General features: G+C 63.8%; 6 protein-coding genes. 5 read left to right on the plus strand and 1 reads right to left on the minus strand.

The genetic code is table 11. The features are described 5' to 3' along the window. The first annotated feature begins 26 nt into the window (after positions 1–26). From cls to J2X76_RS22425, 4 genes are all read left to right on the plus strand, one after another. Positions 27–1,487: a cardiolipin synthase gene (gene cls / locus J2X76_RS22410; RefSeq protein ID WP_113126854.1), complete on the plus strand. Its 1,461-nt coding sequence runs from the start codon at positions 27–29 to the stop codon at positions 1,485–1,487. Positions 1,488–1,549: 62 nt separating this feature from the next. Further along, entirely contained in the window at positions 1,550–2,380 is an 831-nt protein-coding gene (locus J2X76_RS22415; protein ID WP_310219513.1) for an endonuclease/exonuclease/phosphatase family protein, read from the plus strand. An 89-nt stretch (positions 2,381–2,469) separates the two neighbouring features. After that, positions 2,470–3,444, plus strand: coding sequence for a threonine/serine dehydratase (locus tag J2X76_RS22420; protein ID WP_310219515.1), 975 nt, complete (start codon positions 2,470–2,472; stop codon positions 3,442–3,444). A 179-nt stretch (positions 3,445–3,623) separates the two neighbouring features. Next, positions 3,624–3,761, plus strand: coding sequence for a hypothetical protein (locus J2X76_RS22425; protein WP_162732154.1), 138 nt, complete (start codon positions 3,624–3,626; stop codon positions 3,759–3,761). Positions 3,762–3,860: 99 nt separating this feature from the next. On the opposite strand, the gene J2X76_RS22430 is transcribed toward J2X76_RS22425, so the two are convergent. After that, complete coding sequence (locus tag J2X76_RS22430; RefSeq protein WP_310219517.1) at positions 3,861–5,024, minus strand: M20 aminoacylase family protein; 1,164 nt, start codon at positions 5,022–5,024, stop codon at positions 3,861–3,863. Positions 5,025–5,454: 430 nt separating this feature from the next. On the opposite strand from J2X76_RS22430, the gene J2X76_RS22435 reads away from it, so the two are divergent. Next, positions 5,455–13,959, plus strand: coding sequence for a GH36-type glycosyl hydrolase domain-containing protein (locus J2X76_RS22435; protein ID WP_310219518.1), 8,505 nt, complete (start codon positions 5,455–5,457; stop codon positions 13,957–13,959). Positions 13,960–14,000 lie beyond the last annotated feature (41 nt).

A 14,000-nucleotide genomic window follows, 5' to 3' on the forward strand; every position in this document is an offset into this window, starting at 1 on the left:
GCGAGCGCGCGCCTATATTGCTCGCCATGCTGGATCTCATCGAACCCTATTGGCCGCATATCCTCTTCGTTTTGTCGGTCCTGATGGGGGCTGCCGCTGCGATCCACGCGGCCATGACCAAGGAAGAGGTCCGCTCCGCGATCGGCTGGGTGGGCGTCATCGTTCTGTCGCCGATCATCGGCGCGCTGCTTTACCTCGTGGCGGGGGTAAACCGCATCCGCCGCGCCGTCATCAGCGACCGGCGGGCGCTGCTGCAGGGAGAAATCCGTGCGCATGTCGTGTCCTACGATGCGACCAACGATCTGATCATCGAGGAATTCGGGCATCGCTTCCGGGCAATGAAGACGCTCGGCGACCGGGTGACGCGGCATCGGCTGACGACCGGCAATACGATCGTGGCGCTCGATACCGGCGACGAGGCCTATGGCGCGATGCTGAAGGCGATCGGAAAAGCCAAGCGCAGCATCATCCTTGAAACCTATATCTTCGATCGGGACCGGATCGGCATCCGGTTTGCGGATGCGCTGATCGCGGCGGTCAAGCGCGGTGTCGAAGTGCGCGTGCTGATCGATGCGGTCGGCGCCCGGTATTCGGTGCCGAGCGTACTGGGGATGCTCAGGGACGGCGGCGTCACGGTCGATGTCTTCAACGGCAACGTCATCATGGGCCTGCGCCTGCCTTACGCGAACCTGCGCACCCACCGGAAGATCCTGGTCATCGACGGCCGCGTCGCCTTCACCGGCGGCATGAATATCCGGGAAGGATTTTCGAGCGAGATCAGCGGCAGCAAATGTTCGTTCGATACCCACTTCAAGGTAACAGGCCCCGTCATCGCCGACCTGTTTGCAATTGCCGCTGCCGACTGGCGATACGCGGCCGACGAGGCGCTGGACGGCGAGGCCTGGGCGCTGCAGGCGCCGGAGACGGAGCCCGGATCGCCGGTCATCATTCGCGCCGTTTCTTCCGGCCCCGACCGCAGCGTCGAGACCAACCACAAGATGCTGATGGGCGCGTTTTCCGTGGCCCGGTCGTCTATCCGCATCGTCTCCCCCTACTTCCTGCCGGACCGCGAACTGATCACGGCACTCGTCACCGCCGCCCGGCGCGGAGTGGAGGTCGACATCGTCGTGCCGACCGCCAACAACCTGGTGCTGGTCGATGGGGCGATGACGGCGCAGTTCGACCAGATGCTGAAGAACTACTGCCGCATCTGGCGGGCGTCCGGTCCGTTCAACCATTCCAAGCTTCTGGTGATCGACGGGCGCTGGGCCTATGTCGGTTCCTCCAATCTCGACCCGCGTTCGCTGCGGCTGAATTTCGAGGTGGATCTCGAGGTTCTGGATTGCCCATTCGCGGAAGCTCTGGAACGGAGAATAGATCTGGCCATTTCCTCCGCAACCGAAGTGACGCTCGAGGGGTTGATGGCAAGGCCCTTTCTGGTGCGCCTCATCGAGCGCGTGCTTTGGCTGGGCTCGCCCTATCTCTAGTTTGTGGATAGACGGATGCGCTGCCCTATAATTTTGTCGATCGGCGAATAGTCAAAAGAACCATGCGGGAAAAACGCCCAAATCTTCCGAAAAGCATTCTCGCTTCGATCCGGGCTCGAAGGAACCGCGGCGCCGGAACGCATGAGGGGCGCGAACGTGGCGACGGGATGCTGATCGCCTCCTACAACGTGCACAAATGCGTCGGCATCGACGGCAAGTTCGATCCCGGCCGCACCAGCCACGTGATCCGCGAGATCGGCGCCGATGTCATCGCGCTGCAGGAGGCCGACACCCGCTTCGGAGAGCGGCGCGGTCTGCTCGACCTTGCCTGGATGGAAAGGGAGACGGGACTTTTCCCGGTGCCCGTGTCCGGTGTCGCCAGGGCGCATGGCTGGCACGGCAACGTGGTCTTTTTCCGCGAAGGCCTGGTGCGGGACGTCCATCAGGTCAAGCTGCCGGGGCTCGAACCGCGAGGCGCCTTGATCACCGAACTGGAACTCAAGGACGGCAGCGCCTTTCGCATCATCGCCGCCCATCTCGGCCTGCTCAACCGCTCGCGGCAGCAGCAGGCGCGGATGATCCTCGACATTCTGCGGTCGCGCGACGAGCAGCCGACCGTGCTGATGGGCGATCTCAACGAATGGCGGCTCGGCGACCGGTCTTCGCTGAACACGCTCGCGACCGTTTTCGGTCTGCCGGCGGCGGTGCCGAGTTTTCCGTCGCGGCTGCCTGTGCTCGCGCTCGACCGCATCATGGCGAACCGTCCCGGGCTGATCGACGCCGTGGAAACCCATGACAGCCCGCTTGCACGGCTCGCTTCCGACCATCTGCCGATCAAGGCTGTGGTGAAGCTCGGCTCGATGCCGATCCCTGAGAAGGCGGAAGCCGGCTGAGCCTGTCCTCTCCCGGCCTTTACCGGAGCGGAAAGCGTCGATAGGCTTGCGGCCTCGCCGCCTCGTCATTTCCGAATGGATCCCCCCGCATGACCGATATCGCCATGATCGAAGCCGCCCGTGACCGTCTTGCCGGCCACGTACGGCGCACCCCGCTTCTGTCCTCGCCTTTCCTCGACGACATCGCCGGGCGGCGCCTCTTCGTGAAGCCGGAATGCCTGCAGCATACGGGTTCCTTCAAGTTTCGCGGTGCCTGGTCGGCAATCTCGGCGCTGTCGCCCGAGGTCCGGGCCAAGGGCGTGATCGCTTTTTCCTCGGGCAACCACGCGCAAGGCGTGGCGCTGGCGGCGAAGATGCATGGCATTCCGAGCGTGATCATCATGCCGTCCGATGCGCCGCGCATCAAGATCGAGAACACCCGCGCCTATGGCGCCGAGGTCGTGCTTTACGACCGCCTCAAGGAGGATCGCGATGCGATCGGCGCGCGGCTATCCGGGGAGCGGGGGCTGACGCTGATCAAGCCGTTCGACGAACCGCTGGTGATCGCCGGCCAAGGCACGACCGGGCTCGAAATCGCCGAACAGGCGAGCGAAGAGGGCATCGAGAAGGCCGACGTGCTGGTGCCGACGGGTGGCGGCGGCTTCATTTCCGGCGTCGCGCTCGCCCTGAACGCCAGGGCGCCCGGTCTTGTCGTGCACCCTTGCGAGCCGCAGGGCTTCGACGACGTGACGCGTTCGCTGGCGTCGGGAAAGATCGAGCGCAATGCGACGCAGGGCGGTTCGCTCTGCGATGCGATCGTCACGCCGCAGCCCGGCAACATCACCTTCCCGATCATGTCGAAGCTCTGCGGCGCGGGTCTCGTGGTGACCGACGAAGAAGCGTTGCAGGCGGTGGCGCTCGCCTTCAGCCGGCTGAAGATCGTCGTCGAACCCGGCGGCGCGGTGGCATTGGCGGCCGCACTTTTCCATGGCGAAACGCTCGGCGAGACTGTGATTGCCGTCTGCTCGGGCGGCAATATCGACCCGGATATCTTCCGCCTGGCGCTGGACCGTTTTGGCGCTTGAGGCGCTCACAAGGCGCCTGAGCATAATAAACCGTTAATCGCGGCGATGGGTCATTAAGAAAAAAGGATTTTCTACGGAACGGGCAGGTGCTTGGAACATTATCTCTATCGGCTTGGTAGAGATAAGCTAGCATAAGGCCAACGCTCGAAAAGGGCGAAGGCAGAACCCGGGAGATATCCATGCGTCACATCGAGCATCAGACACGGTCTTTCCCAGCCCGCGGTGCCGCGGGCAAATGGCAATGGGCAGCCAATGCGGCCCTGGTAACGGCAGCCTTCATCTTCGTCGGCGCCGTGACGCTGGGCCTTTTCCCCTGAGGCCTTCAGGCTTCGTCTTTTCCGGTTCGGGCTTGGTCCTCCCAAGACCGAAGGCACCTCCCGCGCTTCGCCGCCCGGGAGGTGTTTTTCTTTGAGGACCTATCGTGTCGGGAGAAACGCTTCGGCGAGCTCCACCCAGAAGCTCGTTCCGATCGGCAGCGCGTCGTCGTTGAAGTCGAAACGGGGGTGGTGCAGCGGCGGGTCGTTGTCGGTGCGTTTGGTGCCGAGCAGGAAATAGGTGCCCGGCCGCTCCGCCAGCATGTAGGCAAAGTCCTCGGCGCCCATCGACGGGCGGGGCAGGTCGATGACCTTGTCCTCGCCGACGACGCGGCGGGCGAGATCGCGGACGAAATCCGTCTCGGCCTTGTGATTGATGGTCGCCTCGTAACCCCGCTTGTAGTCGAGCGTGACGCTCATGCCATAGCTCGCCGCCTGGCCCTCGGCGACCATCCGGATACGCCGCTCCAGCTCGTTGCGGACGTTCGGGTCGAAGGAGCGGATGGTGAGCAGCATTTCGGCGCGTTCGGGAATGACGTTGCTCGCCATGCCGGCATGGAAGGCGCCGACGGTGATGACCATCTGGTCGAGCGGGTGGATGTTGCGCGAGGCGATGGTCTGCAGCGCCATGATGATGCTCGCGCCGCAGACGATCGGGTCGGACGTATCCTGCGGTTCGGCGCCATGGCCGCCGCGGCCGTTGACCGTGATGCGGCATTCGTCGACGGCGGCCATCATCGGACCTTCCTTGACGCCGATCTGACCGAAGGGCAGGCCGGGGTCGTTGTGCAGGCCGAAGACGGCGCTGCACGGGAAGCGCTTGAAGAGGCCGTCCTCGATCATCAGCTTGGCGCCACCGAAATTCTCCTCCGCCGGCTGGAAGATCAGGTGGATCGTGCCGTCGAAATTTTTCCTCCGGGCCAGGATCCTGGCGGCGCCCAGCAGCATGGCGGTGTGGCCGTCATGGCCGCAGGCATGCATCAGCCCTTTGTTCCTGCTGGCGTATTCCGCGCCGGTTTCCTCCTCGATCGGCAGCGCGTCCATATCGGCCCGGATGCCGATCGAGCGGCTGCTGGTGCCGTTCTTCAGAGTGGCGACCACGCCGGTCTGGCCGAGGCCCCGGGTGACCTCGTATCCGAGGTCGGCAAGCTGCCTGGCGACGAAATCGGACGTGTTGAATTCCGAGAGGCCAAGCTCCGGATATTGATGCAGGTAGCGGCGGGTCGCCACTACTTCGGCCATGTCATTGGAAAACTGGATCGTCATCGCTCAAAACACCGAAAGTTCGATTGGATCGGTCGCGGGCAGGACGAGATCGGCCTCGCGTCTCCAATGAATAGCAGCGCGGCTTTGCGAAGGTAACCCTTGCCGATTAAATTTCGCCTCTCCGGGGCGCCCTGCGTTCCATCGCAGCCATTTCGCGCGTTCGAAAATCCGACGTATTTTCAACGGCCTGCTTCCGTTCAGGTTTTATTCAGGCTGGGCTCGCTAGAGCCGGAATACGTGTCAATCCGCAGGAAGTGAGCAATAGATTTTCCCCAGTCGTTTGCAATATCCGGACTGCCCTCTATTTCCCACCCTCGCAGGTTTGCATCCGGCCGGTCACCATAATCCAAATGATGACTGGCGCTTCCGATGCAGGCCGAGTAAGGCGAGGCCGACAAACCCTTAGAGTTTTCACCAGAAGCCCGTATCCATGTCATTTCACACTACGCCGTCAGCTTCCTCGCGCGAAACCGAAGCCAAGCAGATCGATCACAACGACTCGATCCGCTCGACCTATTTCAACATCGATGCATTGAGGGAATGCGGGGAAAAACTCGGCAGGGAAGGCGTGCCGAGCCTGCCGGGCGCCGTGGAATTCGAATTCTTCAAGCGCCATCAGGAGAACGAGAAGGAAATCCTTCGGGTCTACAGGGCGACGGCGACCGACGTCGATGCCGGCGCGTCGATCACGCCCGCCGCCGAATGGCTGCTCGACAATTACTACATCGTCGAAGAGGCGATCCAGGAGGTCCGCCGCGACTTCCCGAAGAAATTCTTCCGGCAGCTGCCGACGATGATGGTCGGCGGCCAGGAAATACCGCGCACGCTGGTGCTCGCCTGGCTCTATGTGGCCCATACGCACAGCAGCCTGAACCGCGAGGGCCTGGCCGCGATGGTCGAAGGGTTCCAGATCAAGGAGCCGCTGGAGATCGGCGAGCTCTGGGCGCTGCCCTCCTTCATCCGTTTCGTGCTGATCGAGAACCTGCGCCGTATCGCGACCCGCGTCGATCGTTCGCGCAACATGCGTCGCCGCGCCAATGAGACGGCCGACGAGATCATCCGCCTCAACAACGAGGAGGCGAGCGCCGATGTCCTGAAGGGCATAGAGAACCTCACGAGCGACAACACGTTCACGGCGCAGTTCCTGTATCGCCTCCGCAATGCCTCGCAGAGTTCGGGTTTTGCCGTCGCCTGGCTGGAGCAGCGTCTCGAACAGGCCGGCACCGATGTCGAAGAGGTGATGCTCGCCGAGCAGAACCGCCTTTCGTCCGGCAACGTGACGATGGGCAACATCATCAAGAGCCTGCGTGAGATCGACGATACGGAATGGAGCGTCTGGTTCGAGGACGTTTCGCAGATCGACAAGATCTTCCGCCAGCGCACCGATTACGAAGCGCTCGATTTCGGCTCACGCAACGCCTATCGCAACCGCATCGAGCAGATTGCCCGCCGCTCCCGCAGGAGCGAGTCCGAGGTTGCGGAAGCCGCCATCCAGCTCGCCGAAAAAGCCTCCGCCGAGGCGGGTTCCGATCCGCGCGAAACCAATGTCGGCGCCTTCGTCGTCGGTCGCCGCCGCCGTGAACTGGAAGCCGCGGTCGGTTACAACCTGCTGTTCGTCCAGAGGTTCGTGCGCCTCGTCCGGCGCCTCAACTGGTTCGCGATCGCCGGACCGGTCATCCTGATTACCGTGCTTGCCATGGCGGTTGCCGGCTGGTTCCTGGTGCAGGCGGGTATTTCCCTGCCGGTCGTCTTCTTCTTCCTGCTGATGTTTGCACTGCCGGCTTCCGAAGGCGCGACCGGCCTGTTCAATACGCTGGTGACCTATGTGGTGCGGCCGGCCCGGCTGGTCGGTTACGAATTCAAGGAAGGCATTCCGGAAGAGGCGAAGACACTCGTCGCCGTCCCCTGCCTGATCACCGACCGAGACACGGTGGACGAACTCGTCCGCAACCTCGAGGTCCATTATCTCGCCAACCCGCACGGCGAGATCTATTTCTCGCTGCTCAGCGACTGGCGCGACAGCAAGTTCGAGGAAAGCGATGCCGACCTCGAAATCCTCGATTATGCGAAGCGCGAGATCGCAGCGCTCAACGCCAAATACGACGAGGACGGCAAGGCGCGCTTCTACCTCTTGCATCGCCGCCGCCTGTTCAATCCGAACGAAGGCGTCTGGATGGGCTGGGAGCGCAAGCGCGGCAAGCTGCATGAGCTCAACATGCTGCTGCGCGGCGACCGCGACACCAGCTATCTTTCGGGTGCCAATATCGTTCCGCCTGATGTCCAGTACGTCATGACGCTCGATGCCGACACCCGCCTGATGCGCGACGCGGTGACCAAGCTGGTCGGCAAGATGCACCACCCGATCAACCGGCCGGTGCTCGACCCTAAGACCAATCGCGTCATCCATGGCTATGGCCTGATGCAGCCGCGCGTGACGCCGTCGCTGACGACCGGCAAGGAAGCCTCGGTCTTCCAGCGCGTCTTCTCCGTCGGCCGCGGCCTCGATCCTTACGTCTTCACCGTTTCCGACGTCTATCAGGACCTGACCGGCGAAGGCAGCTTCACCGGCAAGGGCCTCTATCACGTTGATGCCTTCGAGGCGTCGCTGAAAGGCCGGATCGAGGAGAATTCAGTTCTCTCGCACGATCTTCTCGAAGGTTCGTTCGCGCGCTGCGCTCTCGTCACCGATGTGGAGCTGGTCGAGGACTTTCCGGTCCGCTACGAGGTCGAAGTCTCCCGTCAGCATCGCTGGGCCCGCGGCGACTGGCAGCTCCTGCCCTACATCCTCGATCCGAAGCGGGGCGTGACCGCGCTCGGCCGCTGGAAGATGATCGACAACCTGCGCCGGTCACTGACCCCGATCGCCTGGTTCTTCGCTTCCGTGCTCGGCTGGTACTTCATGGACCCGCTCGGCGCTCTCGTCTGGCAGATCCTGCTGATCTTCTCGCTGTTCGTCGCCCCGACCCTCGGCCTGGTCACCGGCCTGCTGCCGGGTTCGACCGATATCGTGCCGGGCGCGCATTTCTATTCCGTCTGGTCGGACATGCGTTCCGCCAATGCCCAGGTCGCGCTGCGCGTCGTCTTCATCGCGGATTCCGCCTGCATCATGACCGATGCGATCGCCCGGTCCCTCTATCGCCTGTTCTTCAGCCGCAAGCTGATGCTGGAATGGCGAACCGCGGCTTCGATCCAGTCGAGTGCGCAGGGCAGCCCGCAGGATTATTACAGGACGATGTGGCATGCGCCGGCGATCGCCGTGCTCAGCATCATCCTGTCGGCGATGCCGGGCGACAATGCATTCCTGGTCGGCATTCCGTTCGCGGTGCTGTGGATCTTCTCGCCGCTCGTCGCCTGGTACGTCAGCCAGTCGGCCGAGACCGAAGACCGGCTGTTCGTACCGGAACCCGTTTCCGTCGAACTGCGCAAGATCGCCCGCCGCACCTGGCGGTATTTCGAGACCTTCGTGACCGCGGAACAGAACTACCTGCCGCCGGACAATTTCCAGGAGAAGCCGAACCCGGTCATCGCCAAGCGTACGTCGCCTACCAATATCGGCGTCTATCTCCTGTCGACGATCTCGGCGCGGCATTTCGGCTGGATCAGCTTCACCGACACGATCGAGCGTATCGAGCAGACGATTTCGACGGTTGAAAAAGCCGAGAAATTCCGCGGCCACATGTTCAACTGGTATCACACCGACACGATGAAGCCGCTGATGCCGCGCTACGTCTCGTCGGTCGACAGCGGCAACTTCGCCGGCCACCTCATCGCCATTTCCTCGGCGCTGCGCATCTGGGCCGAGGCTCCTTCCGCGCACCTTCAGGGCAATCTCGATGGCCTTGGCGACGTATCCGGCATTCTGGCCGAAACGCTGAAGGCACTGCCGGACGACCGCAAGACCGTTCGTCCGCTGCGTCACCGTCTCGAAGAACGTATCGTCGGTTTCGGCAACGCGCTTGCCGCGGTGAAGCGCGAGCATGAATTCGCGTCGATCCGGATCATCAACCTCGCCGTGCTTGCCCGCGACATCCAGAAGCTCGCGATCAACCTCGACCAGGAAGTCCGCTCGGCGCAGAGCGAGGAAGTGACCCGCTGGTCGGCGTCGCTCGTCACCGCCTGCGAGGCGCATATCGCCGACAGCGTCTTCGACAACGGCAATATCGAATCCCTGCGCGAGCGGCTTGCCGTGTTGCGCGACCGCACCCGCAACCTCGCCTTCGGAATGGATTTCAGCTTCCTGTTCCGCAAGGACCGCCGCCTTCTGTCGATCGGCTACCGGGTCGAAAGCAACGAGATCGACGAGGCCTGCTACGACCTTCTCGCGTCGGAAGCGCGCCTGACCAGCCTGTTCGGCATCGCCAAGGGCGACCTGCCGACCGAACACTGGTACAAGCTCGGCCGCCAGGTGGTGCCGATCGGGGCGCGCGGCGCCCTGGTCTCCTGGTCCGGTTCGATGTTCGAATACCTGATGCCGCCGCTCGTCATGCAGGAGCGCCAGGGCGGCATCCTCAACCAGACCAACAATCTGATCGTCAGGGAACAGATGAACCACGGCCGCCGGCTGGGCACGCCATGGGGCATTTCGGAAGCGGCATTCAACGCTCTCGACCATCAGATGAACTATCAGTACTCGAACTTCGGGGTGCCGACGCTCGGCCTCAAGCGCGGTCTCGGCCAGAACGCCGTCATCGCTCCCTATGCGTCGATCCTGGCCAGCCAGTACGACCCGATCGCCGCGCTGGAAAACCTGAGCGAGCTGCGTTCGCTCGGAGCGCTCGGCATGTTCGGCTTCCACGATGCGGTCGACTTCACGCCGACCCGCGTGCCGGAAGGCAAGCGCTGCGCGGTGGTATTCAACTACTATGCCCACCATCACGGCATGTCGATCGCCGCGGTCGCCAACGTCGTCATGAACGGCCTGCTGCGCGAGCTCTTCCACTCCGACCCGATCATCGAGGCAGCCGAGCTGCTGCTGCAGGAAAAGGCGCCGCGCGACATCCCGGTGATGAGCGCCAAGCACGAGGAGACCCCCGGCAAGGGCCAGGGCGAGTTGCTGCGGCCGGAAATCCGCACCGTCAACAACCCGGCCACCAAGGACCGCGAGCTGGTGCTGCTCTCCAACGGCCACTATTCGGTCATGCTGACCGCGACCGGCACGGGTTATTCCCGCTGGAACGGCCTGTCGGTCGCCCGCTGGAAGCCCGACCCGACGGAAGACCGCTGGGGCCAGTTCCTGTTCCTGCGCGATACCACGACCGGCGAATGGTGGTCCGCAACGGCCGAGCCGCGCCGCATCGAGGGTGAAAAGACCAAGGCGATCTTCTCCGACGAACGGGCGGAATTCCACAAGACGATCGGCGACCTCACGAGCACGGTGGAATGCATCGTCGCGACCGAGCACGATGCCGAAGGCCGTCGCCTGACGCTTCTCAACATGGGTACCGAGGACCGCTTCATCGAAGTGACCTCCTATATGGAACCCGTGCTCACCAACGAGGACGACGACAACGCCCATCCGGTCTTCCAGCGGATGTTCGTCCGCACGGAAATCGGGCGTCGCGGCGACGTCATCCGTGCATGGCGCAACAAGCGCACGCCGAACGAGCCGGACATGGTGATCGCCCATCTGGCGGCCGACAATGCCGGTTCGGCCCGCCCGACCGAGTTCGAGACCGACCGCCGCAAGTTCCTCGGCCGCGGCCGCACGCTTTCGGAAGCCGCCGCCTTCGATCCCGGCGCGACGCTGTCGGGCACGGACGGCTTCACCCTCGATCCGATCCTGTCGCTGCGCCGCGTCGTGCGCGTGCCGGCCGGCAAGAAGGTGAGCGTGATCTTCTGGACGATCGCAGCGCCCCGGCGTGAAGACCTCGACCAGGCAATCGAACGCTATCGTCACCCGGATGCCTTCCAGACCGAGCTCACCCAGGCCTGGACGCGCACGCAGGTGCAGATGCGCCATCTCGGCGTCTCGTCCCAGGATGCGGCGGCGTTCCAGCACCTGGCGCGCTACCTCATCTATCCCGACATGCAGTTGCGCGCCGACCAGGCGACCATCCATGCGGGCATGCAGCAGCAGTCGGCGCTCTGGCCGTCGTCGGTTTCCGGCGACTTCCCGATCTTCACGCTGCGCATCAACGACGACAACGACATGCCGGTCGCCAAGGAAGCGATGAGCGCCCAGGAATATCTGCGCTCGCGCGGCGTCATCACCGACCTCGTCATCTTCAACGAGCGGGCGGCTTCCTATGCGCAGGAAATGCAGCAGGCGCTGGAACATCTCTCCGAGAGCTCCCGCCGTCTCAGCCAGCAGGAAGGCCAGCGCCAGCATGTCTTCTCGCTGCGTCGCGACATCATGGACGACGAGGGTTCGGAAGGCCTGATCGCCGCCTCCCGCGTGGTTCTGCATGCCCGCAACGGCAAGATCAGCGACCAGCTCAACCGCACGGCGACGATCTTTGCGCCGCCGAAGGATCAGGAGATCGAGGTTGATCGTCGTCCGCTCTTGAACGGCGAGATCTTCCAGGCTCCGGCTCCGGTCGAGGCTCCGGCGGATCTCGACTTCTGGAACGGTTTCGGCGGTTTCACCAAGGACGGCAGCGAATATGTGGTGCGCCTGCACGGCGGCCAGTCGACGCCGCAGCCGTGGATCAACATCATCTCCAACGACAAGTTCGGCTTCCACATCGCGGCAGAAGGCGCAGGCTTCACCTGGGCCAAGAACTCCCGCGATTACCAGCTGACCGCCTGGACCAACGACATGGTCATCAACCGTCCGGGCGAGGCATTCTACGTCGCAGACCGGGACAGCGGTGCGGTCATGACGCCGTTCGCGGTCCTGTCGCGCAAGCCGGAGGTCAAGTTCGAAACCCGGCACGGGCTCGGCTACTCCGTCTTCTCGAGCGAAGAAGACGGCCTGAAGATCAGGCTTACCCAGACGGTCGACCGGGTGCGGGCTGCAAAGCTCTCGTCCATCCTGCTCCACAACGGTGGTTCGGAAACCCGCAAGCTGCGCATCTACGGTTATGTCGAATGGCTGCTCGGCGCCAATCCGGCCCGGTCCCTGCCGTTCATCCTCTCCACCCGCGACGAGGAAACCGGCACGCTCTTCGCCACCAACTCCTACAGCATCGACTACCGCCGCGTGGCCTTCATGGGCATGAAGGAGACGCCGGTCGGCTTCACGGCGAGCCGCCGCGAATTCATCGGCCGTTTCGGTTCGGTCCAGATGCCGGCGGCGGTGATGTCCGCTTCCGCGCTCAGCAACGCGCTCGATCTCGACGGCGACCCCTGCGCGGCGCTCGCCTATGACATCGAGCTTGCGCCGGGCGAAGAGAAAACGGTCACCTTCTATCTCGGCGATGCCGATACGAAGGAAGAGGCCCAGGCGCTGGTCGCCCAGCTGCGCGGCGAGGAGTTTTCTCCGATCCTTGAGGCGAACCAGGATTTCTGGACCGGCTTCACCGGCCGCCTGAAGATCTCGACGCCGGACAAGTCGCTCGACAACATGGTCAACCACTGGCTGCCCTATCAGGCGCTCGGCTGCCGCATCATGGCCCGCACCGCCTTCTACCAGGCATCCGGCGCCTTCGGCTTCCGTGACCAGCTGCAGGATACGCTGGCCTTCCTGGTGCACGAGCCGTCGCTCGCCCGCCGCCAGATCGTCAATGCCGCCTCGCGGCAGTTCAAGGAAGGCGACGTCCTGCATTGGTGGCTGCCCGGTTCCGGGGCCGGGGTGCGGACGATGATCTCCGACGACGTCGTCTGGCTCGCCTATGGTGTGCACCAGTATGTCTCGGTGACCGGCGATCAATCGCTGCTCGACGAGGAACTGGCGTTCATCGAGGGTCCGGTGCTCGAAAAGAGCAAACACGACGCCTTCATCCAGCCGACGATCTCGACCGAGACCGCATCCCTCTACGAGCATGCGGCAAGGGCGCTGGACCTGGCGATCACCCGCACCGGCGACAAGGGCCTGCCACTCATCCTCGGCGGCGACTGGAATGACGGCATGAACCGCGTCGGCGTCGGCGGCCGCGGCATGAGCGTCTGGCTCGGCTGGTTCCTGGCCGCCGCGCTGCGCAACTTCCTTCCCTATGCGGAAGCGCGCAAGGACAGGAAGCGCGTCCAGCGCTGGACCGACCATATCGAAACCCTCAAGCAGGCGCTCGAAAAGGCCGGCTGGGACGGCACCTATTATCGCCGTGGCTATTTCGACGATGGTTCCGCGCTCGGCTCGAGCACCAGCGACGAATGCCGCATCGACTCGCTCGCCCAGTCCTGGAGCGTGCTGTCGGGCGTCGGCGATCCGGACCGTGCCGCCCAGGCGATGGACGCGGTGCTCGAAAAGCTCGTCGACAGCGAGGCCGGCATCATCCGCCTGTTCACGCCGCCCTTCCAGGATACCCGCAGGGATCCGGGCTATATCAAGGCCTATCCGCCGGGTGTGCGCGAAAACGGCGGCCAGTATACCCATGCGGCGATCTGGGTCGTGCTGGCGCTGGCGGGTCTCAAGCGCGGCGACGATGCCTGGAAGTGCTTCCAGATGCTGAACCCGATCAACCACGCGCTCGATCGTGAAGCGGCCGAGACCTATCGCGTCGAGCCCTATGTGGTCGCGGCCGATGTCTATGGTCATGGCTCCTATACCGGCCGCGGCGGCTGGAGCTGGTACACGGGCTCGGCGGGCTGGCTCTATCGCGCCGCCACCGAAGGCATCCTCGGCATCCGTCGCCAGGGCGATCGGCTGTTCGTCAATCCGGTGCTGCCGAGCGACTGGAGCGGCTTTACCGCCGAGCTGACCGTGGGCGATACGGCGCACAAGATCGTCGTCGAAGGCGACACGGTCACGATCGACGGCCAGGTGGTCAATGAGGCGGAAGGTTTCCTTCTCGACGGAGAAGCCGTGAAGCGCCTGCCGGAACCGGCCAGCAGCTGAGATCCCGGCTCACCGGGAAGCTGACACAGAAAAACCCGCCG

This window comes from Neorhizobium sp. 2083, from assembly GCF_031455615.1.
Lineage (GTDB): Bacteria > Pseudomonadota > Alphaproteobacteria > Rhizobiales > Rhizobiaceae > Neorhizobium.

Excerpts from the sequence above, each read along its gene's own strand:
- cls (WP_113126854.1), top strand. The coding sequence starts at position 27 with ATGCTGGATCTCATCGAACCCTATTGGCCGCATATCCTCTTCGTTTTG.
- J2X76_RS22415 (WP_310219513.1), top strand. The coding sequence starts at position 1,550 with ATGCGGGAAAAACGCCCAAATCTTCCGAAAAGCATTCTCGCTTCGATC.
- J2X76_RS22420 (WP_310219515.1), top strand. The coding sequence starts at position 2,470 with ATGACCGATATCGCCATGATCGAAGCCGCCCGTGACCGTCTTGCCGGC.
- J2X76_RS22425 (WP_162732154.1), top strand. The coding sequence starts at position 3,624 with ATGCGTCACATCGAGCATCAGACACGGTCTTTCCCAGCCCGCGGTGCC.
- J2X76_RS22430 (WP_310219517.1), bottom strand. The coding sequence starts at position 5,024 with ATGACGATCCAGTTTTCCAATGACATGGCCGAAGTAGTGGCGACCCGC.
- J2X76_RS22435 (WP_310219518.1), top strand. The coding sequence starts at position 5,455 with ATGTCATTTCACACTACGCCGTCAGCTTCCTCGCGCGAAACCGAAGCC.